The 25,598-nt window shown below is 43.9% G+C and carries 27 protein-coding genes; 16 read left to right on the top strand and 11 right to left on the bottom strand.

The window, feature by feature from the left end; genetic code table 11:
• The 3 genes from thrB to ung are packed head-to-tail and all read left to right on the top strand — an operon-like array spanning position 1 to position 2,943.
• The gene (thrB, locus tag OE749_RS02225; RefSeq protein WP_263710711.1) at positions 1–975 is read left to right on the top strand and encodes a homoserine kinase; all 975 of its coding nucleotides are present in this window, start codon (positions 1–3) and stop codon (positions 973–975) included.
• Positions 976–984: 9 nt separating this feature from the next.
• Positions 985–2,274: a threonine synthase gene (thrC, locus tag OE749_RS02220; protein ID WP_263710710.1), complete on the top strand. Its 1,290-nt coding sequence runs from the start codon at positions 985–987 to the stop codon at positions 2,272–2,274.
• A 3-nt stretch (positions 2,275–2,277) separates the two neighbouring features.
• Positions 2,278–2,943, top strand: a complete 666-nt coding sequence (ung, locus tag OE749_RS02215) for a uracil-DNA glycosylase (protein WP_263710709.1) — start codon at positions 2,278–2,280, stop codon at positions 2,941–2,943.
• A 94-nt stretch (positions 2,944–3,037) separates the two neighbouring features.
• Here ung and OE749_RS02210 read toward each other — a convergent pair whose 3' ends face one another.
• The 4 genes from OE749_RS02210 to tal form a co-directional block, all read right to left on the bottom strand.
• Positions 3,038–3,214 (bottom strand): DUF3545 family protein, encoded by a 177-nt coding sequence (locus tag OE749_RS02210; RefSeq protein WP_263710708.1) that lies wholly within the window; start codon positions 3,212–3,214, stop codon positions 3,038–3,040.
• A gap of 367 nt (positions 3,215–3,581) precedes the next feature.
• The gene (locus tag OE749_RS02205; protein ID WP_263710707.1) at positions 3,582–3,779 is read right to left on the bottom strand and encodes a hypothetical protein; all 198 of its coding nucleotides are present in this window, start codon (positions 3,777–3,779) and stop codon (positions 3,582–3,584) included.
• A gap of 384 nt (positions 3,780–4,163) precedes the next feature.
• A complete protein-coding gene (gene pgi, locus OE749_RS02200; RefSeq protein WP_263710706.1) occupies positions 4,164–5,822 on the bottom strand; it encodes a glucose-6-phosphate isomerase in 1,659 nt (552 codons plus the stop codon).
• A gap of 11 nt (positions 5,823–5,833) precedes the next feature.
• Positions 5,834–6,787 carry a transaldolase gene (gene tal / locus OE749_RS02195; RefSeq protein WP_263710705.1) on the bottom strand — a complete coding sequence of 318 codons (954 nt, stop codon included), beginning with the start codon at positions 6,785–6,787 and terminating at the stop codon, positions 5,834–5,836.
• A 352-nt stretch (positions 6,788–7,139) separates the two neighbouring features.
• On the opposite strand from tal, the gene OE749_RS02190 reads away from it, so the two are divergent.
• The 6 genes from OE749_RS02190 (at position 7,140) to OE749_RS02165 (ending at position 11,775) form a co-directional block, all read left to right on the top strand.
• Positions 7,140–7,661, top strand: a complete 522-nt coding sequence (locus OE749_RS02190) for an O-acetyl-ADP-ribose deacetylase (RefSeq protein WP_263710704.1) — start codon at positions 7,140–7,142, stop codon at positions 7,659–7,661.
• A gap of 128 nt (positions 7,662–7,789) precedes the next feature.
• Positions 7,790–8,563: a peroxide stress protein YaaA gene (gene yaaA / locus OE749_RS02185; protein ID WP_263710703.1), complete on the top strand. Its 774-nt coding sequence runs from the start codon at positions 7,790–7,792 to the stop codon at positions 8,561–8,563.
• Positions 8,564–8,618: 55 nt separating this feature from the next.
• On the top strand, positions 8,619–9,152 hold the full coding sequence (locus tag OE749_RS02180) for a hypothetical protein (protein WP_263710702.1): 534 nt from the start codon (positions 8,619–8,621) through the stop codon (positions 9,150–9,152).
• Positions 9,153–9,316: 164 nt separating this feature from the next.
• Positions 9,317–10,552 carry a lytic murein transglycosylase gene (locus OE749_RS02175; RefSeq protein ID WP_263710701.1) on the top strand — a complete coding sequence of 412 codons (1,236 nt, stop codon included), beginning with the start codon at positions 9,317–9,319 and terminating at the stop codon, positions 10,550–10,552.
• Between the two features lie 269 nt (positions 10,553–10,821).
• Positions 10,822–11,217, top strand: a complete 396-nt coding sequence (locus tag OE749_RS02170) for a DUF3718 domain-containing protein (protein WP_263710700.1) — start codon at positions 10,822–10,824, stop codon at positions 11,215–11,217.
• A 174-nt stretch (positions 11,218–11,391) separates the two neighbouring features.
• Positions 11,392–11,775 carry a VOC family protein gene (locus OE749_RS02165; RefSeq protein WP_263710699.1) on the top strand — a complete coding sequence of 128 codons (384 nt, stop codon included), beginning with the start codon at positions 11,392–11,394 and terminating at the stop codon, positions 11,773–11,775.
• Positions 11,776–11,845: 70 nt separating this feature from the next.
• Here the strand turns inward: OE749_RS02165 and OE749_RS02160 are convergent, their stop codons facing one another.
• The 4 genes from OE749_RS02160 to OE749_RS02145 all read right to left on the bottom strand — a co-directional run bounded on the left by OE749_RS02160 (position 11,846) and on the right by OE749_RS02145 (position 14,422).
• Positions 11,846–12,271, bottom strand: coding sequence for a DUF4426 domain-containing protein (locus OE749_RS02160; RefSeq protein WP_263710698.1), 426 nt, complete (start codon positions 12,269–12,271; stop codon positions 11,846–11,848).
• Between the two features lie 70 nt (positions 12,272–12,341).
• Positions 12,342–12,884, bottom strand: a complete 543-nt coding sequence (locus tag OE749_RS02155) for a YggT family protein (RefSeq protein ID WP_263710697.1) — start codon at positions 12,882–12,884, stop codon at positions 12,342–12,344.
• Positions 12,885–12,898: 14 nt separating this feature from the next.
• Positions 12,899–13,720, bottom strand: coding sequence for a pyrroline-5-carboxylate reductase (gene proC, locus OE749_RS02150; RefSeq protein WP_263710696.1), 822 nt, complete (start codon positions 13,718–13,720; stop codon positions 12,899–12,901).
• A 15-nt stretch (positions 13,721–13,735) separates the two neighbouring features.
• Positions 13,736–14,422: a YggS family pyridoxal phosphate-dependent enzyme gene (locus OE749_RS02145; protein ID WP_263710695.1), complete on the bottom strand. Its 687-nt coding sequence runs from the start codon at positions 14,420–14,422 to the stop codon at positions 13,736–13,738.
• 29 nt (positions 14,423–14,451) lie between these two features.
• Here OE749_RS02145 and OE749_RS02140 point away from each other — a divergent pair, with 29 nt between their 5' ends.
• The 7 genes from OE749_RS02140 to OE749_RS02110 all read left to right on the top strand — a co-directional run bounded on the left by OE749_RS02140 (position 14,452) and on the right by OE749_RS02110 (position 23,544).
• Positions 14,452–15,495 (top strand): type IV pilus twitching motility protein PilT, encoded by a 1,044-nt coding sequence (locus tag OE749_RS02140; RefSeq protein WP_263710974.1) that lies wholly within the window; start codon positions 14,452–14,454, stop codon positions 15,493–15,495.
• Between the two features lie 12 nt (positions 15,496–15,507).
• Positions 15,508–16,617 (top strand): PilT/PilU family type 4a pilus ATPase, encoded by a 1,110-nt coding sequence (locus OE749_RS02135; RefSeq protein WP_263710694.1) that lies wholly within the window; start codon positions 15,508–15,510, stop codon positions 16,615–16,617.
• Positions 16,618–16,621: 4 nt separating this feature from the next.
• Positions 16,622–16,936 carry a putative signal transducing protein gene (locus OE749_RS02130; protein WP_263710693.1) on the top strand — a complete coding sequence of 105 codons (315 nt, stop codon included), beginning with the start codon at positions 16,622–16,624 and terminating at the stop codon, positions 16,934–16,936.
• Between the two features lie 93 nt (positions 16,937–17,029).
• Entirely contained in the window at positions 17,030–18,904 is a 1,875-nt protein-coding gene (locus tag OE749_RS02125; RefSeq protein ID WP_263710692.1) for a motility associated factor glycosyltransferase family protein, read from the top strand.
• 1 nt (position 18,905) lies between these two features.
• A complete protein-coding gene (locus OE749_RS02120; protein ID WP_263710691.1) occupies positions 18,906–19,562 on the top strand; it encodes a hypothetical protein in 657 nt (218 codons plus the stop codon).
• 299 nt (positions 19,563–19,861) lie between these two features.
• Positions 19,862–22,924 carry a S8 family serine peptidase gene (locus OE749_RS02115; protein ID WP_263710690.1) on the top strand — a complete coding sequence of 1,021 codons (3,063 nt, stop codon included), beginning with the start codon at positions 19,862–19,864 and terminating at the stop codon, positions 22,922–22,924.
• Between the two features lie 77 nt (positions 22,925–23,001).
• The gene (locus tag OE749_RS02110; protein ID WP_263710689.1) at positions 23,002–23,544 is read left to right on the top strand and encodes a PEP-CTERM sorting domain-containing protein; all 543 of its coding nucleotides are present in this window, start codon (positions 23,002–23,004) and stop codon (positions 23,542–23,544) included.
• Positions 23,545–23,610: 66 nt separating this feature from the next.
• Here the strand turns inward: OE749_RS02110 and ruvX are convergent, their stop codons facing one another.
• Genes ruvX through gshB form a run of 3 tightly spaced genes read right to left on the bottom strand, consistent with a single transcriptional unit; the run spans position 23,611 to position 25,560 of the window.
• Positions 23,611–24,033, bottom strand: a complete 423-nt coding sequence (gene ruvX, locus OE749_RS02105) for a Holliday junction resolvase RuvX (RefSeq protein WP_263710688.1) — start codon at positions 24,031–24,033, stop codon at positions 23,611–23,613.
• Complete coding sequence (locus tag OE749_RS02100) at positions 24,033–24,590, bottom strand: YqgE/AlgH family protein (RefSeq protein WP_263710687.1); 558 nt, start codon at positions 24,588–24,590, stop codon at positions 24,033–24,035. Before OE749_RS02100 ends, ruvX begins: the two co-directional genes overlap by 1 nt.
• A 7-nt stretch (positions 24,591–24,597) precedes the next feature.
• Positions 24,598–25,560 carry a glutathione synthase gene (gene gshB, locus OE749_RS02095; protein ID WP_263710686.1) on the bottom strand — a complete coding sequence of 321 codons (963 nt, stop codon included), beginning with the start codon at positions 25,558–25,560 and terminating at the stop codon, positions 24,598–24,600.
• Positions 25,561–25,598 lie beyond the last annotated feature (38 nt).

The raw sequence follows: 25,598 nt of genomic DNA, 5'->3' as shown, positions 1-25,598 counted from the left end.
ATGCCGGACTCGGAGATGTTAACGGCCTACGCCCCCGCCTCAATTGGAAATGTTAGTCTTGGATTTGATTTACTTGGTGCAGCACTTGCTCCAATTGATGGAGCAGTGTTGGGCGATACCGTAACTGTACACCCAAGTGATAGTTTCTCCTTATCAGTAGAAGGTCGCTTTGCGCATAAGCTGCCGGGCAAACCTGCTGAAAATATTGTTACACGCTGTTATGCGTTTTATCTTAAAGCACTTGAAGCGAAGGGAAAATCTGCAAAACCATTGTCGCTGACCTTAAATAAGCATCTTCCTGTAGGTAGTGGCTTGGGCTCGAGTGCCAGTTCAATTGTGGCGGCGTTTCATGGATTGAATGTGTACCATGGCTCGCCATTTAGTGATGATGAATTATTACGCATGATGGGAGAACTCGAGGGCAGTATTTCGGGGAGCGTGCATTATGACAATGTTGCACCCTGTTTTTTGGGCGGCTTGAGTTTAATGGCAGAGTCAGGTGATCGCGTGGCACTGCCACTACCAACGTTTGAAAATTGGTATTGGGTGGTGTGTTATTCAGGCATTAGCGTGTCTACCTCTGCGGCCAGAAAAATTCTACCGACTGCGTTTTCGTTGGCAGATACCATCCAGTTTGGACGCCAGCTCGCGGTATTTATTGATGCTTTGCACAGACAAGATGAAACGCTTGCGGCGAGTGTCATGCAAGATGTTATCGCTGAACCTCACCGTAAATCATTACTGCCCATGTTTGATGAATCTAAAGCATTTGCGCTTGCTCAAGGTGCGCTAGCATTTGGGATTTCCGGCTCTGGCCCGACAGTATTTGCAGTCACTAACGAACTAGAAAATGCCAAGGTGATTAATAGCTGGCTTGAAAAACATTATATTCAGAACGACGATGGCTTCTCTCATATCTGTCGTATTAACAACGATGGTGCTATCGCGAACGTCGCTTCTGCAAATAAGAAGTAAGGAATGACCGTGGAATTATTTAATTTAAAAGATGATACAGACAAAGTGAATTTTTCACAGGCTGTTCGTAAAGGTTTAGGCAAGCATCAGGGACTCTATTTCCCAAAAACATTTTCCCCTCTTGATGATCCTGAAGCACTACTTGCGCTGCCCTTTGTAGAGCGTAGCAAAGCCATTTTGCGCCACCTAATTGGCAACGACATTGAGCCAGCAGTGCTGGATGCGATTGTTGAATCGGCTTTTAACTTTGCCGCACCGCTAGTAAAAGTGAATGACAATACCTATTGTCTGGAGTTGTTTCATGGACCGACCTTAGCCTTTAAAGACTTTGGTGGGCGCTTTATGGCGCAGTGTTTATCTCACATTGTTGGCAATGATCCTGTTACCATACTCACAGCAACCTCAGGGGATACGGGCGCGGCGGTTGCTCATGCATTTCATGGTATAGACAATATTCAGGTTGTGATCCTATATCCAAAAGGCAAGATCAGTACGTTACAAGAAAAGCTGTTTAGCACGCTGGGTGACAATATCCATACGGTGGCAATTGAGGCTGATTTTGATACGTGTCAGCAGATGGTAAAAACGGCCTTTGATGATACTGATGTACGCGATGGCTTGAATCTAAATTCAGCTAACTCAATCAATATCAGTCGCTTACTTGCTCAAGTGTGTTATTACTTTGAAGCCGTTGCGCAGCTTCCTTCAGCGCAAAGAAAACAGGCTGTCATCTCGGTGCCAAGTGGTAATTTTGGGAATCTGACAGCGGGTATCATCGCTAAGGTATTAGGCTTGCCCCTAAAACGCTTTATCGCTGCAACTAACGCAAACGATACGGTTCCTCGCTATTTGAAAACCGGAGAGTGGGCACCTCACGATACAGTCGCAACGTTGTCTAATGCGATGGATGTGAGCCAGCCCAACAACTGGCCAAGAATTGAAGCGTTAATTGAACGTGGTGAGTTTAGCCAAGACTTACTCAAAGGCGAGGCGGTAGATGAGGATTACACGCAAGTAGGAATGCGCCAGCTGGCCTCTGAAGGCTACGTAAGTGAACCCCATGCAGCGGTGGCCTACAAAGTTCTTAAGCGCGATCTGAAAGAGGATGAAGTTGGGATCTTTTTAGGTACAGCGCATCCAGCCAAGTTTAGAGAAAGTGTCGAGAATGTTTTGGGTCAGCCCATCAGCCTGCCTGAAGCGTTAGCTAACTGCGCAGGTAAAGAGAGCTTGTCGGTGTCTCTACCAGCCGATTATGAGGCGTTAAAAGCCCATATGTTTTCGGTTGTAAAGCAAGGATAGAGTATGACAACCTGGCATGATGTTCTTGGCGAAGAAAAGGCGCAGCCTTACTTTCAGGATATATTAACGCACGTACATAATGAAAGAGCTGCGGGCAAGGAGATCTACCCGCCACAATCCGATGTATTTAATGCCTTTAAATATACGGAGTTTGATGACGTTAACGTGGTGATACTTGGCCAAGATCCTTATCATGGCCCAAATCAAGCCCATGGGCTTTGTTTTTCAGTGCAGCGTGGCGTAAAAACACCGCCTTCATTGGCTAATATGTACAAAGAGCTACAGCAGGATATTGAAGGGTTTGTCATTCCTTCTCATGGTTGTCTAGAAAGCTGGGCACATCAAGGTGTGTTGTTGCTCAATACCGTGTTAACCGTTGAGCAAGGCAAGGCACACTCTCATGCAAAAATTGGTTGGGAGCGATTTACCGACACGGTGATTCGTCAGATCAGCGAACAAGCAGAGGAGGTGATTTTCCTGTTGTGGGGAAGTCACGCACAGAAAAAGGGCAGTGTTATCGACACGCACAAGCACCATGTGCTCAGCGCACCACATCCTTCGCCTTTGTCAGCTCACCGTGGCTTTTTTGGCTGTAAACACTTTTCGCAGGCAAATCAATTGTTGCTGCAACAAGGCAAGCAACCGATTGATTGGTCTTTACCTGATTAGTGTACCAAAGCAAGACACTACTCGAGCTTACAGCCAATATAACCTGTCTATAAAACCAAAAAAGGCTTTGCGTATGCAAAGCCTTTTTAATCGGTTAAATATCTAAAGTGTCTAATTCTGCTTCAAGGGATAAGTCCATAGACTCTAATTCTTTCTGCAACCTGTATCGGTCTTGAATCGCTTCGATTTCTCTCCACTTACGTTTTTTCGTTTTTGTTTTCGCCGGACGTGCTTCGATATCTAGCATGGACATAATTTCATTTTTATCCATGGAGCTCTCCTTTGTTTTAACCGTACTACTCAGTGTGATTGTTTTTTATTTATACAAGTTAGCTAAAAAATAATCATCACATATATTTATTTATCATACGCCAAGGAAAAATAAAACCATTTCTTTTACTTTTAATTAACAAAAAGTGAAGGTTTTGTGACAAGTAGGCTGATTATGCGCACGAGTGTGCCTGGGATTTTAAGGCGTTAGCTGGGGAGCGATACGATGACTGAAAGCCATGAATAAGGAGACCGCACAATCAATGAATTGGAATGACTGTTATTATTTTGAAGTCAGTAGAATATAGACAGTAGCCTACCATTGGCAGGCCTAATCGCGATTTTTTTCGGTGAGAAACGCTACGTTTTTAAGCCGCGTTGGATGCGGGCTTTTCAAAGGTGACGGTGCATTGATGGCCTATTTTTACCATGCCTACCGTACTTAACTGCATTAAAAAAGCTTCTCTGCGCTCCGTGCTCAGCTCTAAAACCGAGGCGACTTTTTCCATTGCTGCAGCAGGATCGAGTGCCGTAGAACGACGACCGTTAATGTTGATCTTGTACATGTTACCCCTCGTTTTTGATGCGATTTAAAGAGTATTTTAAGCACATTGATAGGTTAGACAAGACGGTAGAAAAGCGTTGATATGTGTAATCAGACTTACTTATAGAAGCTGATACGGCAAATGGGTAAATTTATCCTCCTAACTAATTGATTTGGCGGGCAAGCGGACCGACAAAACGACTAATTACCTCGAAAAATACATACTTAAAAAGTTTAAAGTAAATGAATCTGTGGTCGAGTCACCGCGGTGAAAACACGGCTAAAACAACGCTTACTAATATCGCGTAGTAATATCGCGGGAGGGAGAGGTAAACAGCCAGCTTACGGTTTATGAGAAAACTGGCTGAGAGATTATGAAGTTAACGTATATTAACCTGACGACAAATTACTTGGTGGGATTGGCAGCCCGAAAACGAGAAATCAATTGATTGGTTGAGCTATCGAAATCAAGCGTCGCTTCGGTATTTTCGATTTTATCCAATACTTGATTGCCAAGCACTTTACCGAGTTCAACACCCCATTGGTCAAAGGAATTTACTCCCCAAATTGCTCCCTGCACAAACACTTTATGCTCATATAACGCAACAAGTGCGCCTAACGTTTGCGGATCCAGTTGTTCGAATAGCAGGGTGTTGCTTGGCTTATTGCCAGGCATGGTTTTGTGTGTGGCTAACGCGGTACGTGTTTTGTCGTCTAAGCCTTGTGATGCTAAGTCGTCGAAACAGGCTTGAAAGGTTTTCCCTTGCATCAATGCTTGCGTTTGCCCGAAACAGTTTGAGGCTAACATCGCATGATGTTCAGCATGTTGATTCGGTACGTTTAACGGCAACATAAAGTCGGCCGGAATTAACACATTACCTTGATGAATCAGCTGATGGAACGAATGCTGCCCGTTGGTGCCTTCACTTCCCCAAATCACAGGGCCAGTTGCATAACCTACCACGGTATCATCACCAGCTACGCGTTTGCCGTTACTTTCCATGTCAAGTTGCTGAACATAGGCAGGGAAGCCTCTTAGGTAATGGTAATAAGGCAGTAATACATGAGATTGAGCGTGGTGAAAGTTCACATACCAAATACCTAGCAGCGCCATTATTACTGGAAGATTTTGGTTCAGTGGCGCAGTTTTGAAATGGCAGTCCATCTCATATGCACCTTTGAGCATAGCCTCGTAATTGTCAAAGCCGATACGTAACGCGATAGGTAGCCCAATCGCCGACCATAATGAGTAACGACCACCTACCCAATCCCACATTGGAAAGATATTTTTCTCGTCGATACCGAATTCAGTGGCTGCTTTTACATTCGATGAGATCGCAATAAAATGTTTTGCGATATCCTTTTGTTCACCACCTTGAGTGAAAAACCACTCTTTAGCCGTGAGGGTATTTCGAAGCGTCTCTTGGGTAGAAAACGACTTAGAAGACATAATAATCAATGTTTCTTCATGGTCGAGTTCACTGAGCACATCATGCAAATGACAGCCGTCAACATTTGCGACAAAATGCACATCTACGTCTTTGATCCAGCAAGGCTTTAGCGCCTCAGACATGATTTTGGGGCCTAGAAAAGAACCACCAATACCAATTGCCACTACCTGAGTGATAATTTTGCCGGTGTAACCCTTTAATTCTTTATTGTGGAATGCTTCAGAAAACTGACGCATTTTTGCTTGAGTTTGACGGATGTCTGGCATGACATCTTTGCCGTCTACCTTGACGGGCGCGCCTGAAAAGTTACGCAGCGCTGTATGCAATACCGCACGTTGTTCCGTGTGATTGACAATTGCACCATCAAACATGGCGTCACGTTTGGCTTCGACTGATTCTTGCTTGGCCAAGTCGAATAAGGCGGTCATCACTTCATCGTTAATCAGGTTTTTGCTGAAATCCAGTGTAATGCCACAGGCATCGAGGGTGAATTTTCCAGCGCGGTCAGGATCCTGTGCAAACCAGTCTCGCATATGCTGATGACGAATGTCATCAGCATGATTTGCTAACGTTTTCCAAGCTGCCGTCTGATCCAGTGTGGTTTCTGGTATCATCCTGACTCTCCTTATAAACGCGCTTTAAGCATCTCTTCAAGTTTGTCTTGATCAATCGCGAAGTTGCGAATGCCTTCTGCAAGCTTCTCTGTCGCCATCGCGTCTTCGTTGTGCTCCCAACGGAATTGCGCTTCAGTCAGCTTGTCGCCAGGTGTTTTGGTGGCGCCAGTGTCTGTTAATTTTACATCAACTTTCGCATCGCTTTGCGAGAGTTCTTCAAGCAATTGTGGGCTAATGGTTAGTCTGTCACAGCCTGCCAGTTCTAAAATTTCGCCCACGTTACGGAAGCTTGCGCCCATAACGATCGTGTTGTAGCCATGAGATTTGTAATATTCATAAATCTTGGTAACAGATACTACACCCGGATCTTCGGCTGCCTCGTAGCTATCTTTGCCTGTGCTCTTTTTATACCAGTCTAAAATACGGCCGACAAAAGGTGAAATCAGGTAAACGCCCGCTTCTGCACATGCACGGGCTTGAGCGAAACTGAATAAAAGTGTTAGGTTACAGTTGATACCCATTTTTTCTAGCGCTTCGGCAGCACGAATGCCTTCCCATGTAGACGCCAGTTTAATCAGTACGCGGTCTTTACTAATACCTGCTTCTTCGTATAGGCCAATGAGCTTTTGTGCTTTTTCAATGCTAGCCTCAGTATCGAAAGACAAGCGTGCGTCTACTTCCGTTGAAATACGGCCAGGGATGATATCAAGAATCTCGCGGCCGATATTAACAGCAAGCTTATCGCCAGCATCAATGACTTGTTGTTCAGTATTGTCTGACTGAGTTTTTGCCCATGCGATCGCATCGTCGATTAGAGGTTTATATTGTTCCATCTGCGCCGCTTTTAGCAGCAATGAAGGGTTGGTTGTTGCATCGACTGGTGCATATTTGCGGATAGCCTCAATATCGCCTGTATCAGCAACGACGGTGGTGATCTCTCTAAGAGCAGATAATTGATTTGTCATAGGTAACCTCTATCTGAACATATTACTGTAAGCAGCGTTTGCACTGTGCTTGTAATAATCGTTAAGTGTTATTTATCGCGCGCCTAATGGCATGTAAATTACGTAGTAAGCGCACGCTCACATGGGTCCGTAGATGTTCCGTGTTTTATTTTGCATCTGTATGACTATTTTTATACAAGGAAGCAATAGCAATGTACGATTCGTTTTTATTGTAGGGTAAGTACATCACGTTGCATTAGTATCGACCTTGACTGTTATGCCGTATGCCGACACATCAGCAGACCCGAAAATTGGTAATCGGTATGCAATAGGGTATAACTGAACGCGCCTTAACGCTAGAGGAAATCGTTCTATGACTGCAAAAATAACCCTGATTCAGGGAGATATTACCGAATTGCAAGTGGATGCACTGGTTAATGCTGCCAATACGCATTTAGCCGGAGGTGGCGGGGTAGACGGTGCAATCCACCGCGCGGCGGGGCCAGCACTGCTAGAGGCTTGTAGACAGTTGAAAGGCTGTCCAATCGGCGAGGTAAAAATAACCGCTGGATTCGATTTGCCCGCGGCCCATGTCATTCATGCTGTTGGACCAATTTGGCAAGGTGGTCATCAGAATGAAGCCGCGTTGCTGGCACAATGTTACCAACGTGCAATCGCGGTGGCTGCGCAGCACAATCTCAGAACCATTGCATTTCCAGCAATCAGTTGTGGCGTGTATGGATTTCCTATTGAGCAAGCCTGTAATATCTCTGTCGCGGCAGTCGGCGAGGCATGCTCACACTTTGATGTTATTCGAAAAGTATACTTGTGCGCATTTGATGATGATATCTATGCGCACTGGCTTGATGCGTTGGCAACGCACTCATACCACTAGTTCACTGACTCAGGTTGAATCCTTCTGGATAAGAATGAACTTTCGCGTCGTTTTTGCCGTAGACATTAACCATTATGGTCGCCTCTGGTATGATAGCGGCTTTTGTTATTCACTGATTCTGAGGTCGTATGTTAGTAGTTGTGTCTCCCGCGAAAAATCTGGATTTTGAAAGTCAGCCTGTTACATCCACTTATACTCAACCGCGCTTAATGGACGATACGCAGATACTCATCGAGCGATGCAGAGCGTTGACGCCTGCACAAATTGGCAGCTTGATGAAAATCAGTGATAAACTCGCTGGGCTTAATGCTGATCGGTTTGCACAGTGGAATATTCCTTTTTCTCCAGATAATGCTAAGCAAGCGGTGTTGGCGTTTAATGGCGATGTGTATTCGGGATTGGATGCCAGCTCGCTAACAGAAGACGACTTTGCGTTTGCGCAGTCTCATATGCGGATACTGTCTGGATTGTATGGTTTGTTGCGCCCACTGGATTTAATGCAAGCTTATCGTCTTGAAATGGGGACAAAGCTAGATAACGCCAGAGGAAAGGATTTGTATACGTTCTGGGGGAACACAATCACCAATGAGCTAAACAAGGCAATCGCTGATCAAGGTGATAACGTATTAATTAATCTGGCATCCAACGAGTACTTTAAAGCGGTAAAGCCTGCTAATCTAGATGCGATGGTGATTAATCCAGTATTCAAAGACAAGAAAAACGGCCAATATAAAATTATTAGTTTTTACGCTAAAAAAGCCCGAGGTTTAATGGCGCGTTACATCATTGAAAATAGACTTACCGAAGTGAGCCAATTGAAAGAGTTTGATGTCGCGGGGTATACCTTTTGCGAAGAAAGTAGCACTGATACCACGTTAGTCTTTACGCGCGAAGAACAATAACTGATCGTTATCAATAAAACTGCGTAGCTAATAGCTCTATTAACAAGGAGTTATTATGCTGCGCGTTGCTTCTCTTTCTCTACTAATTTGTATATTTCTGCTGTCAGGCTGTGCGACTCAATACCCTAATCAGAATGTGCAGGGCCAACGCTTTCCCAATGTGACGGGGGAAAGCTTAGAAGGAAAACCTTATACCATTCCCTCAGATTTTAGTGGAAAGCCGGTTCTATTTTTAATTGGATATAAGCAAGATAGCCAATTTGATATTGACCGCTGGCTGATTGGCCTTGATATGACGAAGACCGCTATTGATGTTTACGAGCTGCCCACTATTCAAGGCTTAGCCCCTCGGATGTTTCAAACCACGATTAATGACGGCATGCGGGCAGGCATCCCTAAACCTCTCTGGAAAGGCGTGATTACCATTTATGCTGGTGGCGAGAGCGTACAAGCGTTTACAGGTAATCAAAATCCCAATAATGCCCGAGTCGCCCTGCTTGATGAGGAAGGGGTAGTGCGTTGGTTTTATGACGAGGGGTTCGCCGTTCCTGCCCTTAACGCGCTACGTGAAACCATAAGCGATTTGTAAATGTAGTGCTTTGATCTGGTCTGAGTTTAGAGCAGCGAGACGAGTTGCCGATGATTTTCATTGTTTTCCTGATAAAGTTGAGTAGGATGCTGTTTTCACACAATTGTTTTTAACAAACGTATTTAACCGTCTTTTTTAACGCTAAGCGTCATGTAGTATTTATTATGTTCAGACCGATTTTTTTATCTTTTTCTTTATTGGCACTGGCTCCAATCTCTAATGCAGTGCAAGCAAATGATTCGGCTACAAAAATGCCTCAGGCAATACCTGCTGCTGAGTTTTCACAGTGTGTAGAGCGCTTGACTGCAACCGCTCAATCACAGGGCATCGATAACGCAGCAACATTGCGAGTATTAAAAAACGCCCGCTTCCTAGAGAATGTGATTGGCTATGATCGCCGACAACCGGAGTTTGTTCAGACTTTTCCAAATTATCTAAACAAACGCGTGACGCAATGGCGAATTGATAAAGGCCGAACGCTACTTAAAAAGCACAAAATACTACTCGACTCGCTGTCTGAGAAATATGGTATTCCACCTCACTACATCATGGCCTTCTGGGGGCTAGAAACCAATTTTGGAACGATAAAAGGTAAAATGCCTATTATCGATTCCCTCGTGACTCTGGCCTGTGACCAACGCCGCAGTGAATTTTTTACGAAAGAACTGATGCTGGCGTTGCAGTTGTTCGAACGAGAAAACCTGACTACCGAAAAGATGGTTGGCTCGTGGGCTGGCGCGATGGGACACACCCAATTTATGCCGTCAGCATACATGGCGTATGCACTGGATGGTGACAACGATAACCGTGTTGATTTATGGGAAAGTGAGGCGGATGCATTTACCTCAGCAGCAAACTTCTTACATCATTTGGGCTGGCAACGAGGGTACCGCTGGGGACGTGAAATTCAGTTACCAGCAGGGTTTGATTACAGCTTAGCGGGGCGACATACTAAATTAAGTCTTACTCAGTGGGCGGCAAAAGGCGTAACCAAAGCAGATGGCGCTGAGCTGGGTAAAGGGGAGTTGAGCGCTTCTGTGTTAGTGCCATCGGGGCACGAAGGGCCTGCATTTTTAATTTACGATAACTTTAAAGTCATTATGCGCTGGAACAACTCAGAGTCTTATGCGCTGGCTGTAGGCTATTTAGCAGACCGTATCGTTGGGTCACCAAAACTGACCGCTTCGTTACCTGATCACCCTAACTTTACCGTGGATGAAATGAAGTCTTTGCAGGCCGCGCTCAAAAAATTGAATTTTGATGTGGGTGAAATTGATGGTATCTACGGCCCGGCTACGCGTAGTGCTCTACAGGCGTTTCAATCTAGCCAAGGGCTGGTGGCCGATGGTTATCCCGCGCCTTCAGTAAATCAAAAAGTGCTGTCTCAAGCACAAATGTAACTGTCTCAATAACGTGGATAAGGCTCGGAAAGCGAGCCTTATCTATTTGAATTGCCTCCCAGATTTCTCTGAACCATTTTCTTTATCCATATCAAGCGCTAGCTATCTGCTTACCTATTCAGGTTGAAAAATATACGTATTATTTTGCATATCTATGTATGGGAGCAACTCTTTATTGATTTAAAAATAAGCAGTTTACTTAGGTTATCCCTAATCACTGAGTAACGCTCAAACCAACACGTTAACTGTTAAAAATCGAGGAATTAACCATGTTGAAAATTGTTAAGACTTCTTGCTTTATTGTTGCTACTTCAATGATGCTTTCAGCGACGGCGAAAGCAGATATTAATGCTGATTTACAAAACATTTGTACTATTGTGAAAACCGATGACAAATCTGAACTTCGAAAGAAAATGAAAAAAGTTCAATCTGATTATCGAATGAAGCTTCGGGACTATTACACGGGAATCAGTTGTGGCGGCAACAGCCTTATTCGCACAGCATTGTTAAACAATGCGGTTGAAACTGGCACCTTAATGATTAAAAAAATGCCGAAAAAAGATTTAAAAGCACCAGAACAAGACGGGAAAACGCTATCTGCTTGGGTGGCTGAGCAAGGACTGGAGTCATCTCCCATTGCCGCTGTGCTGAAAGACCGAATTTAGTTGCTAGTTCAACATGGTATGTGAGTTGTGCGCTCACACGTATAAACAGCCTCTTTATGAGGCTGTTTTTTTATGTTCAATTTTTCTAATACCAGTAGAATCAATATTTCGTTTTTCTTCGCTCGTTACTTTCACGTATTATATCGACACATAGGTATTTAAGAGTTCGAATGTATGATTGCATCCACTACGCTGCTGGTTTCCGATTATGATGTCGCGATTTCTTGGTTTACGAAAGTGCTAAAATTCACAGTGAAAGAAGATAAAACCATAGACGAAAATACGCGCTTTGTTTTGGTTGCACCTGAGCAAGTTGACTCATCTGCGCTATTATTGATGAAGGCAGATTCTGCTGAAAAACAGGCGCTTGTTGGCAAGCAAGCGGGTTCTAGTGTCTTTCTCATTTTACATACCAATCACTTCGATAGTATGTATCTTCATATGAAAAATGAAGGTGTTGAATTTATGGAAACGCCACGCGTCGAAGCGTACGGAAAAGTGGTGATTTTTAAAGATTGTTTTGGCAATCAATGGGATTTATTGGAACCCGCAGCCTAACGGTTCTCGGTTATGTGTAAACGTCAGCGAGATCAGTGACATCGCTGACGTTTATATTCTCAACAAGCATTTACTGATAGAAGGTTTGCTCAAATTTTAGGGTTTGGGTGTTGTTGCCCTGCGTGATATCTATGGCAAAGCGAAGCCTGTCTCTGTCATCGTAAGCGAGGGTTGCTAGATAGTAAATCGCTTTACCCTCTTTGACTTCTTTAAACGATAACGTTTGCGTTGCCCCCATTAAATCTCGGGCATTGCCCATTACGGCCACCGATTGTGCCGCTTGGGTTTGCGTATCGAGCACGCTGATATTAACGAGTAAGCGATTTTTGCTGCGAATAATATTATTGGCTTTTGCAATTTCGGGCGTAAGGAAGGTGGTATCAACCACCATATAATGTACGTCCCAGTCACCGAGCGTTTTTTTCTGCTCAGCAAGCACGGCACTTGAGCAAGCAAGTAACAGTGTGGCTAATACTAGGTGGATAAAGGTTTTCATTTCTGTCTCTCTTTCGGTTTCAATAGCGAGCACTGGATAGCATCATCCAGTGCTTAGCTCTATTCAATTATTATATGTAGCCGAGGATATCGCCCGCCAGTTTTTGCAGGAAGATAAGCCCAATAATGACAACCATAACAGAAAGGTCGAGTCCGCCCATGGGAGGGATAATGCGTCTAATCGGCGCAAGAAAAGGTTCGGTAAGTTGATGGAGCACCATTTCCATTGGATTGTGACCTTGACTAAACCAGCTTAAAATTGCGCGAATAATTAATACCCAAATCACCAGTTGGAAGGCTTCTTGTATGATGTCTACCGTTGACGCAATTAGCAGCCCAACTGGGTTCGTGTACATTTGTCCGACAATCGCACTCTTCAGTAGAATCCCCACAACGGAGACAATATACGCAAGTAACAGTGTGGCGGTATCTAGTCGTCCAATAGACGGAATGATTCTGCGTAATGGACCAACAACTGGGTGGGTGGCTTTCACAATAAATTGGCTGAAGGGATTATAAAAATCGGCTCTGGCGAGCTGTAACCAAATGCGCAGCAGCACAACCATTAGATATAGCCCAAAGACAATATCAACCAAAAAAAGCATTGAGTTCATTGCTTATACATTCCTTAAAATTGTTTTGACATTTCATCGGCGCGGTCTACCGCAGCCTGCATTGCTTTTGCGACGATATCGTTTAAGCCGCTGGCTTGTAACGAAGCAATAGCTTCAGCTGTCGTTCCGCCTTTTGATGTAACTTGGGCCCTGAGTTCACTTAATTCAAGCTGTGGATTGTGACAAACCATTTCAGCTGCGCCAAGCATGGCTTGCTGAACCATTACGCGAGCTGTGTCGTGATCGAAGCCAAGCGCCTCTGCTTTTTCCTGCATTGCTTCCAAAAATAAAAAGAAGTACGCAGGGCTGCTACCCGCTGCGGCAATAACGCCATCAATCCCTGATTCTTGTTCCACCCAAACCACTTCGCCAACTGCTGACATAAGATCGGATGCGAATTGTCGTGTTGGCTCGGTAATATCGGGCGTAGCGTACAACCCTGTTAACCCTTTCCCGAGTGCGCTTGGCGTATTGGGCATCGTTCTGATTACGGCATATTCGCCACCTAACATGGCTTGTAGTCGTGCGACAGGTATACCTGCTGCAATAGACACAAAGACTTTGTTATTCATCGAGGGGTCTTGGGGAAATGCTTGGCAAACCGATTCCATGAGTTGAGGCTTAACTGCCAGAACAATCACATCTGACTGTGCAATCGCCTCAGCGTTGTCTTGTGTAGTAAGGATACCGAAGTCTTGTTTTAGGGCGTCGAGCTTTGGAGTAGATGGGTTACTCGCAATAATGTGATCAGCAGGATAACCCGAGCCTACCAAGCCAGAGATGATAGAGCGACTCATGTTTCCCGCTCCGATAAATGCGATATGTCTGTGTTGCATAATGCTCCCTGTATATTATTTGTTTCTGGCACCGAAAATGGCAGTGCCAATGCGTACCATGGTCGAGCCATTTTCTATCGCCGCAGTCATGTCGCCACTCATGCCCATAGAGAGTGTGTCGACTGTGGGATATTGAGCTTGCAGTTGGGTGAAGGCGTTCTTCATTTGCACAAAGGTTTCACGCAGCGCAGCATCGTCTAAATCGTTATTGGGTATTGCCATCAATCCGCGAAGCGTTAAATGTGGCATAGATGCGATAGCATGGGCCAGCGGTTTAATTTCGTTGAGCGCCACCCCAGATTTGCTCTGTTCATCGTTGATATTGACTTGAATGCATACATTGAGGGCCTTGTGAGGCGTTCGTTGTTCGTTCAAACGACGAGCAATTTTTTCTCTGTCGATGGACTGCACCCAATCAAAATGTTCGGCAACTAAACGGGTCTTGTTGGATTGTAGTGGCCCGATAAAATGCCATTCTGTACCTTCAAGTGCTTGCAATGCCTGAATTTTTTCTACACCCTCTTGCACATAATTTTCGCCAAATTTGCGTTGTCCCGCTTCATACGCAAGGACGATATCAGATACGGGTTTTGTCTTGCTTACCGCTAGTAATTGAACGGAATCTGAAGCACGATTGGCATTATCAGCAGTTTGCCTAATGGTCTCCAGTGCGGATTTTAGTCGTTCTGCTATTGTTTCCATAAAGTATCTTAAAGACGGAGAATATGGCTGTGGATATTACCGAACTTTTGGCGTTTAGTGTTAAGAATAAAGCGTCTGACTTACACCTTTCTGCCGGTTTGCCTCCGATAATCCGAGTTGACGGCGAAATGCGCCGCTTGAATGTGCCTGACTTAGATCATAAACAAGTGCATGCACTCATTTATGAAATCATGAATGACAGGCAACGTAAAGAGTACGAAGAAAATCTAGAAGTGGATTTTTCATTTGAAGTAAAAGACTTATCTCGTTTTCGTGTCAATGCATTTGTACAAAATCGTGGTGCTGCGGCCGTGTTACGTACCATACCAAGTGAAGTATTGACGCTCGACCAACTTGGTGCGCCCAGTATTTTTAAAGATATTATCAATCAACCAACAGGTATCGTTTTAGTAACGGGCGCGACGGGTTCTGGTAAAAGTACCACCCTAGCGGCGATGATTGATCATATTAACACACATAAGCGTGAGCATATTTTGACAATTGAAGATCCCATCGAATTTGTGCATGACAACAAACTCAGTGTGATTAACCAGCGTGAAGTTCACCGCGATACACACAGCTTTAACAATGCATTGCGCTCGGCATTACGTGAAGATCCCGACGTGATCTTGGTGGGTGAATTGCGAGACTTAGAAACCATTCGCTTGGCGATCTCAGCAGCCGAAACAGGGCACTTAGTATTCGGGACTTTGCACACAAACTCGGCACCGAAAACCATCGACCGTATTATTGATGTGTTTCCCGCGGAGGAGAAATCAATGGTGCGCTCTATGTTATCTGAATCTTTACGCGCGGTTATTTCTCAGACATTGCTTAAGAAAAATGGCGGCGGACGTATTGCAGCACATGAAATTATGGTTGGTGTGCCTGCCATCCGAAATTTGATTCGTGAAGATAAAGTGCCTCAGATGTACTCAGTCATTCAAACGGGGCAGTCTCATGGTATGCAGACGATGGATCAGTGTTTACAGCGCTTGGTTGCGCAGGGGCTGATTTCTGGTCAGGAAGCCGCGTCTAAGTCGGTTGATAAACAACCCAAGCCGGGGTTTTAAGAGGAGAAGATTATGTTAGATCACTTCTTAAACATAATGGCAGAGAAAAATGCCTCAGATTTGTTCGTAACGGTAGGCATGCCTGTAAGTGCTAAGATTAATGGCCAGATGACCCCGTTGTCTGACAGTAAGCTACAAGCTGAAGACGCACTTCAACTTGTGCATAGCGCGATGAACGAGAAACAAAAAGCCGAATTTACTGAGAGTAAAGAATGTAATTTCGCCATAGCCCGAGAGGGCATTGGACGTTTTCGTTGCAGTGCATTCTGGCAGCGAGATCTTGCTGGGATGGTGGTGCGCCGTATTGTGACCAAAATCCCTAATGCTGATGACTTGGGGTTACCAGATATTCTGAAGAAGGTCATTATGGCCAAGCGTGGCTTGCTGCTATTTGTTGGTGCAACAGGCACGGGTAAATCCACCTCGTTGGCTGCATTGTTAGGTCATCGAAATCAAAACTCGAAAGGCCATATTCTGACAATCGAAGACCCAATTGAATTTGTGCACGAACATGCTGGGTGTGTAGTAACACAGCGAGAAGTGGGCATTGATACGTTGTCGTTTGATGATGCATTAAAGAGCTCACTGCGCCAGGCGCCAGACGTTATTCTTATTGGTGAGATTCGTTCGATGGAAACCATGGAATATGCCATGTCATTCGCTGATACGGGGCATTTATGTGTGGCCACACTGCACGCCAACAATGCGAATCAGGCGATTGAGCGGATCATGCATTTAGCACCCCCCAATTTACATGACAAGCTTCGTTATGATTTGAGCTTGAATCTGCGCGCTATAGTGGCACAACAACTAGTGCCAACCAAAGATGGCAATGGACGTGTCGCAGCGATTGAGATTTTGCTCAATTCTCCTCTGGTTCAGGATATGATTCAGCGAGGAGAAATAGGCGGGTTAAAAGAAGCGATGAAGAAAGGCAAAGAGATGGGCATGCAAAGCTTCGATATGGCGTTGTACGAGTTGTACAAACAGGATCGTATATCGTTAGATGATGCTCTCCATCATGCCGACTCACCTAATGATCTGCGTCTTATGGTTAAGTTAGATACAGATGAAGGTAATAGCCTAGGCTCACTTTCTAACGTGTCAATTGATATGGATTAGTAGAGTGAGACGTGTGTTTTCTCATCATGATCGCTTTATGGTGTACCAAGCCAAAGATGTGCTTGATGCAGCAGGAATACCTTGTTTTATCAAAAACGAATATGCGATTGGGGGAATGGGAGAGCTCGCGCCCTTTGATACTCAGCCAGAAGTCTGGCTGAGTGACTCTCAATGGCTACCGCGTGCGCAGGCTTTACTGAAGCAAATTCATGTTTCCGAAGAATATAATAGTGGAGTATCTTGGGTTTGTTCTAAATGCGAAGAGCAAAATGAAGCAAACTTTGACATATGTTGGCAGTGTGGAAATGAAAAAAAATAAGTATGGATTGAATTAAATAACGCTTTGCGGTTAGATAGTGTGTTATTACTAATAATGGCTAAATTCTAAGTTAAGTAGTAAAGGGATTTAAGTATGGCGCTCTTCAAGAAGAATTTAAATTTTCTTCGAACATTTCAAAAGCCACTTTATAACAAACTTCGTAGGCTTAAACCTAAAAAAATTAAATCGTCTAAAAATGGTTTAGATCTTATTATTCATGGCGAGTCTTTTTATGGAGGGAACGCAAGATCTGCATCATGTCAACAAGTTGACTTTTTTTTTCAACACCCAATGCATTTTTCTTTGAAGTATCAATCTAAGCAAGGAAATACGTGGTTTCACCAAATCGCGATTAATGGTTTAAACGACTTAGCACTATCTCTAAATTACCAAGAAGCAGGAAGGCCTACTCAATCAAATTTATTTATACTCGGTACTGGTTTAGGGTTGTTTATCGAATCGCTTAATGATTGGCAGCGTTTCAAAAATGTTATCATTGTTGAACCTTCCAGTGAGATGCTTTTTCACTTTTTGCATCACGTCGATATTGAGGAACTTAACAATAGTTGTATCGACAAGGGAGGAAGGCTCGTATTGCTCCAACCTAATTCAATCTCCCATTTTAATGAAATGATGAATAGTTTATTAGATAAGTTGGGAGAAGGTTTTTTATCTGAAGTGACAGTATTCAGACATTATGAAACGGAACTGTTTGATTATATTTATAATAACTTCAGAGAGCTAAGAGACGGCTGGGTTTCGGCTTGGGGTTTTTATGATGACGAAGTAATTGGTGTTGAACACTCATATAAAAATACAAAAATAGGGAAGTTCTACAGCAAAACACAGTCAAATATCCAATCGGAGCTTCTTAATAAGCCTGTTGTTATCGTCGGTAATGGCCCATCGCTTGACAAGCAAATAGGGCAGCTAAAGTCTTTAGAAAATAAAGTCATTATAGTAAGTTGTGGTACGTCGGTAGGTGCGTTAGTGCGTGCAGGAATCACTCCCCATTTTCACGCTGAAATGGAACGGAGCCTTTTTACTGTTCATGTTCAAAAAAAATGGTTTACACCTTCACTATGTGACACAACAACGTTACTGGCATTAAATACCGTATCACCAGAAATTACGGAAAAATTTACTCATAAAGTAATGTTTTGTAAACATAATGACTTAGGTAGTTACTACTTAAATTCTATTGCTAATCGGGAATTAGCCACTCTAAAGTATTGTAACCCAACAGTGACAAATTTTGCCGTCTCTGCATGTTTAAATATGGGTTTTGAGAGCTTCTTTTTAGTTGGTTGTGACTATGGTTTTTATGATCAAAATAAGCATCATTCCTCTAATTCTGATTATTATGATAGCCAAGAATGTTTATCAAAAGTAACGCTCAAGGAACAACGATCCGAAATAGGGAACGATGGTAGAGTATTCTATACTACGAGAATATTCCGAATGGCAAGAGCATCTATGGAGCAATTAATTGATAGAAATCGAAATAAAAAATTTTACAATTGTTCCGATGGCGCTTCTATAAAAGGAACATCGTATTATGAAATTCAGGATCTACACTCACAGCTGAAAGATGATATTAGAAGAGAAAAAATTCAGTTACTAATTGATGATCCAAGTTTGGTTGAGGTCAAATGTGATAATAAATTAGGTCATTTTCTTGAAAATGAATTAAAGTTCTTAAAGGAATTGTTAGATGGCTTGGATATGGTCTCTGATAAACAGTTACTAAACTATCTCAACCTCAAAAAGAATGAATTGAGTGGAAATATCAATAGTCATCTATTGCTATCGGGAGTATTTAAATATGTTCTCATGACGATTGAAGGACATATTAACCGTTTATCTATATCTGAAGTAGATATGTATCTCAAGGGGGCAGCCCTTGAATTGAAAAAGTTGTTTAACAGTATTTATTCGAATTTAGCAACGTTAACAAAAGGAATGTGAAATGAAATTTAACGTTAAATCAGCAGTGCCTGTAGCTGCGCTTACTCTTGTCTCGATGACTACAGTGTCAAAGATAGAGAACGCTTACGCCGAACAATCTATCGAAGCTCCAATGTCAATAGAGATGGGGAAATCTATTATTATTGACAAAGGTAATTCAAACGATAGTTTTGGCGCATGCGACTCCTCTGGTGCCGGAGATAGTTTTGGAGCTGGTGACAGTATGAGTGCAAATAATTCGCTAGGAAGCTGTCTTGCAGAAAAAACTGAGTATGGTGTTTATATTATCGAACGTGACTTTAATCGAGATGGACAAATCGAGTTCGGAAATACCATTTTTGATACGATGTGTGTTAAAGCACATGGAAAAACAATTATCGCGCAGGCAAATACACAGTTTGCCCCCTACAAAGATACGATTATAGGTACCGGATATAAAAATATTAATGGTGCGTTTGTGTTGAGATTATTTGATGATCCTCAAGTGAATGGCAAATTGCCAAGTACTATTAGAGCGTATCAAGAGTCTGAAGAATGGTTGGGTACATTCACAGGGATTTGGTACAACAACTTAGGGCAAGGTGATGTAAGAGCCCAAGTGTACTGGAATAAGAATGAATATATATGGGCGGGATGTAATTTCGTTCTAGGAGAATAATCTCCAATATTTGTTGCTGAAGGTGGCGAAAGCCACCTTTTTTATATCCTATCGTTAAAAAATGTCAGGTATTTTTACAATCTCTTTACATAGAGCCTATCCATTTCACATCTAAAAGTTTATAACTCATTGTATTTCAATGTTTTATTTTACTTTCTTCTGTTTGGGTATATTTTTTGCTCATTCCAGCATTGCATCAACCTTAGTGAAAAAGAGGCTGCAGTTTTTCGTTTCTGCGAAAATGTTTTCTTTTGTTGTTCCTTCTTGATGTGGGTAAAACTACAAAAAAGGAAGCAAGAATGAATTATTACTTGAAGGCAACTGCTGGCGTATTAGCTGGAAGCTTAATGCTTACCCTACCTGCAGTCTCTGCTCCCGCAAATACTGATAGCACTCAAGCTATTAAAGATACAAGCTCAGGTCAAAAAGGCCTTTATATTGTTCAATTAAAAGGAAAATCCGGAATTCGCCACAGTGTCGATTTGGATTCTTTGGAAGAACGAGCAAAGTACCGACAGCCAAGCGGCCGCTATGACGCTCAATCTCCTGCGAGTCAACACTATCTCAACACGTTGCGAAATAAGCAGCGTGAAGTGGTGGCTGCTGTGGGTGGTGGTGAAGTGTTGTATCACTATGGTCACACATTTAATGGTTTTTCTGTGGCCCTAACAAGTACACAGGTTAAGGCACTTCGTAGTCATCCAGATGTCGCAGTGGTTTGGGAAGATGAGGCAATGACGCCAGATACTGCAAACACACCTACCTTTTTGGGGTTAACAGGCCCTGCTGGCGGTGTGCATGATATGTATAAAGGTGAAGGTGTCATTGTCGGCATCATAGATTCTGGGATCAATCCTGATCACCCTAGTTTCGCTGGAGAGGGGTTTTCTGACCCAAGTGAATTAGGCTGGAATGGTAGCTGTGTTGTAGATGAAGATACAACGTTTAGCTGTAACAACAAACTTATCGGTGCAAAGTACTTTAATGCAACAGCGGCGCAAGCTGGTGAATTTGCATCTTATGAGTTTATGTCACCAAGAGACGTTGATGGTCATGGCTCTCACGTAGCGGGAACAGCTGTCGGAAACATGCTTCCTCAAGCGCTCATTAACAATGTAGATGCTGGCCCAACTCGTGGTATGGCACCTCGAGCGCGACTTGCGGCTTATAAAGTGTGTTGGGACTTCTCAAACCGCCCAGCGGGCTGTTTTAATGGAGACTCATTTGCTGCGATTGAAGCGGCAGTAGAAGATGGCGTAGATGTACTCAATTTTTCAATTAGCGGCCAACTTAGCCAATTGCTAGACAGCGCCTCTGTTGCATTTCTAGATGCCGCTGATGCGGGCGTATTTGTTGCTGGTTCTGCTGGTAATGATGGCCCTGGCCCAGGCACTGTCTCTAAACCCGTACCGTGGGTTATGAATGTTGCAGCGTCAACATACGAAGGTGCAGTACCGGCACTCGGCATGCCTGTTACCGGTGGTAGCCTTTCTGGAGAAGAGCTAATTGCCGATGAAGCGGGTTTTACTCCGCGTTTGACTGAGACAGGTGATAAGTCTGGCGAGTTGATGCTAGCATCGCCTCTCGATGCCTGTACTTCACTGGATAATGATCTAACGGGTAAAGTGGCATTAATTAAACGTGGTGGCTGTGCCTTTACTGTAAAAGTGGCGAATGCAGAAGCCGCGGGTGCCATGGCCGCTGTCGTATTTAACAATGTGCCAAATGGCGCACCATTTTCAATGGGCGGAACACCTACTTCACCAATCGCTATTCCTGCCGTTATGGTGGGCAACAACAATGGCTCAACATTAGAAGCAGATCTTAATGGCGGAACGACAGTGTCAGCAACTTTGACCGCATCTATTGTTAAAACCAAGCCTGTCGTGGGTAATATTATGGCAAACTTCAGTTCACGTGGGCCAAGCTTGGCTGTGGGCGATTTAATTGTGCCAGATATCACAGCGCCGGGCGTTCAGATATTAGCCGCTGCACCTGATGCATCTAACTTTGCGTATTTGCAAGGAACGTCTATGTCTAGTCCGCATATTGCAGGTTTGGCTGCCCTTATTAAAGAAGCGCATCCCGACTGGACACCTGCAATGATGATGTCAGCTATGATGACAACTGCGCGTCAGAATGTGGTAAAAGAGGATGGCACAACACCTGCTGATCCGTTTGATTACGGTGCTGGTCATGTTGTTCCTACTAAAATGACGGATCCTGGGTTTGTTTATGATGCATTTTGGGCAGACTACTATGCGTTTGTGTGTGGCAAGGCCGACGAAAGAGCGTTATTTGAATCTATCTATGGTGCAGGAACCTGTGCGTTTGTTGAAGGGTTTGGATATGCTGGTGGCAGTGAATATAACCATCCGTCAATTGGTGCTGACGAGCTAGGCAAGCCAGAATTTATCGTACGATTTGTTACTGATGTAACGGGAACAGAAGCGACCTACAATGCGAACGTGGTAGCGCCAGAAGGAATTGATGTGACGGTTTATGTTTATGATGGCGAATCATTTGTTCCTTCCACAACCATGACTGTGCCTGCGAATGGCCGAATTGCGTATGCGCTTGAGATGACTCATAACGACAATGTTGTTATCGATGCGTGGAAGTTTGGCTCTATTACATGGGAAAACACTACCCATAGTGTCCGCAGTCCAATTGCGGTTCGCGCAGTAACGCCACCTCTACTTGACGCTCCTGCAGAAGTGAGTGCCCAGGCAACGGCTTCAACATTGCGCCTTGCAGTACCGATTACGCCAGACTACAACGGTACGTTAAATGCGCAAGGGCATGGAATGGCAAGCGAATTACAACCTGGTGTTGTTGGCCAAGATCCTGACAGCGATTTTAATGCGGGTGAACCTGAGCTTGGTGTTCATGACATTACTGTGGCTCCGGGTGAAAAAATCTTCCGCGTATCACTTCATACTAATCAACTTAGCGATACAGCTGCAGACTTAGACATCTTTGTATTCAAGTGTGTAGAAGGTGACTGCTCCGAGCAGGTTGGGAGTTCAGCAAATAGTTCATCTGACGAAGAGGTAACGTTCTTCAACCCTGAGCCGTTGAATGATCTTGCTGGTGGTACTCACTATCGTGTTTACATTCATGGTTGGGATCTAAATGGTGCGACAGAGCTGCCTTATACATTGAATGTCTTCAATGTTGATGCACAAATGAGCAATTTGAGCATTCGTGCACGTTCTACAGCACGCCAAGGGCGCACAACCACAGCTTACGCGAACATGAAAGATCTAGAAGCTGGGCGTCACTATTTGGGCGCAATTTCATTCACCAATGGCGAAGGTGAAGAAATTGGGTTCACTGTGTTAGAAGTGACTCCGGAGTAGTTTGGCTTAAGGGGAACACTGTTCCCCTTTACCTACGGAAAAGAAAAATAAAGTAAGACGTAAATAAGGAATAAATCATGTTTAAAAAAGTATCTGTAATCGTATTTTGTGCATGTGTGGCATTATTTTCAATGCAATCACAGGCTGCGTTGATCAAGCAAGATATCGTCGTTAACAACCTTGTTGCCGATCCGGGCAATGCATTCGGCATAGCGTCGGGGTTTAGTGGGATCATCGGACACGTTATGTTTGACACCGATAATGTTGATGCCTTTGGAGATGTTAATGCCGCAACGGATCCATCATTCTTTTTACAAATGACGCTAGGAAACAAAACGTTCACTATGTTTGATGATTTAGACTTCCCTGATTTTCCTGTGCTTTCACTAGATCCTGCGTCCTTAATGGCGGGCATGATGCCAGTAATTACAGGGCTTGACACCGTTCTGGTAAATGGTGGAGATGAAGTAGAAGTTTTCTTCTTTGGTGGATTAGGTGGTTTATTTGCGACTGATGCCAGTGGTAATACTGTACAGGCAGATATTACGTTTGTGCCTGAACCATCAGCGATTGCACTGCTTGTATTGGGTGGGTTGATGTTGAGACTGCGCCGTCGTTAATACGACACGCTGAAGATACAAATGAAAGCGCCAGCGTAAACACGTGATGTATACGCTGGCTGTTTTTTAATCGTAGAGACTTTCCATCCAGCTTTCTAAAATCAAGCAGGCCGACGCACTATCAACTTTATCTTTAGCCAATTTTTTATAACCGCCCATATCAAATAGACGCGCTTTCGCATCAACTGTGGTCAGCCGCTCGTCTGATAAAGCCACTTCAACCTGATATTTAGCATTTAATCGATTGGCAAACTTTTTAGCCGCAAAAGTGACTTGTTGATGAGTGCCATCCATATTTAACGGCAATCCCACAACGGCAATATGAGGTTGCCATTCTTCAAATATTGCTGCGAGCTTGTCCCAATCTGGAATTCCGTTGTCTGCTTTTAGTGCGGTTAAAGGTGCAGCTGTGCCCGTCACTTCTTGACCTACGGCAATACCAATACTTTTCATGCCAAAATCGAATCCGAGAAATGTACGTCCGCTCATCAAGCGTGCCCTGCACCTGGAGCCAACTGCCACGGATCAATGCCAAGTTTATGTACTGCCATTTCCCACTTTCGATGAATGGGCGTGTTGAACAGTATATCTAAATCAGCCTCGATGGTTAGCCATGAGTTTTCCTGGAGTTCTTGCTCTAATTGACCTGCTGTCCAGCCGGCATAACCCAGTGTGACCAACGCCTTATCAGGCCCTTTTTCATTGCCTAGTGCAGACAGAATATCTTTGGATGTGGTAACCATGATTTCAGAGGTCAAGGCGAGGCTTGAAGACCAGCCTGGCTGAGTGGTGTGCAAAATAAAACCTCTATCCTGACTGACTGGGCCGCCCGCTAACACGATATTTTCAGCTTTTTCATCTATCACGCGCGCGTCTTTATCAGCCTGAAGAAGGAGTTCTCGTAACGTCATACCAATTGGCTGGTTAATCACGAGTCCCATTGCGCCTTGCTCGTTGTGTTCGCAAATGTAGGTGACGGTGCGCTCAAAGTACGGATCTTCCATACTTGGCATGGCGATGAGCAAGTGGTTTTCAAAACTTTGCATGATGGTGTTACTTGACTCCTGATTTTTCGAGACGCGATTCTATTGCGTCAAACAGCATACCCGTGATGGAAATGTCGTACGCGGCTTCGATTTCTTGTACGCATGTAGGGCTTGTGACATTAATTTCTGTAATTCGATCGCCAATTACATCTAACCCTACAAAGAGTAGACCTTTTTCGACTAAAAGTGGTGCGATTTCTTCTGCTAGTGCCTGGTCACTTTCGGAAAGTGGTTGAGGTCGGCCTTTGCCGCCTGCTGCTAAATTACCTCGTGTTTCACCTTGCGAAGGAAGGCGGGCAAGGCTATATGGCACCACCTGTCCATCAACAATAAGAATGCGTTTATCACCGTCTTTAATTTCGGGCATATAACGTTGGAACATCGCGTAGCGTTTACCCAGTTGGGTTAGGGTTTCGATTATTACACCGAGGTTATTGCCATCTTCCTTAACCCTAAATATTGACGCGCCACCCATACCATCCAGCGGTTTACAGATAATGTCTTTGTGCTTGGAATGAAATGCTCTTATACGATTAGGATCACGTGTTACAAGCGTATCTGGTATGAGATGAGGGAACCAGGATGTAAACAGTTTTTCGTTAAAATCACGTAAACTTGACGCTTTATTCACCACCAATGTACCTGACATTTCTGCTAATTCAAACATCTGTGTGGCATAAAGAAATTCGCTGTCGAAAGGCGGATCTTTGCGCATTAAAATAACATCAAGGTCAGCCAAATCTCTCTCTTCTATTTCACCAAGTGAAAACCATTTTTCAGCATTGCGCTCTACAGACAAGCTTCGCATGCTGGCCTTTGGTGCTCCGTTATCTAAGTAGAGGTCATTCATCTCAATATAAAACAAGGAATAGTCTCGCGATTGTGCTTCTAGCAACATAGCAAAACTCGTGTCTTTTTTGATGTTTATCGTGTGGATGGGATCCATCACTATGCCCAGTTTAATCGTCAAAACCGTTCCAACCTTAAAAATACGTGATTACTCCAGAT

It is taken from the genome of Fluctibacter corallii (assembly GCF_025751585.1).
GTDB classification, from domain to species: Bacteria; Pseudomonadota; Gammaproteobacteria; order Enterobacterales; family Alteromonadaceae; genus Fluctibacter_A; species Fluctibacter_A corallii.
Note: the sequence above shows the minus strand (reverse complement) of the source record. Positions and strands in the feature narration are given on the sequence as shown.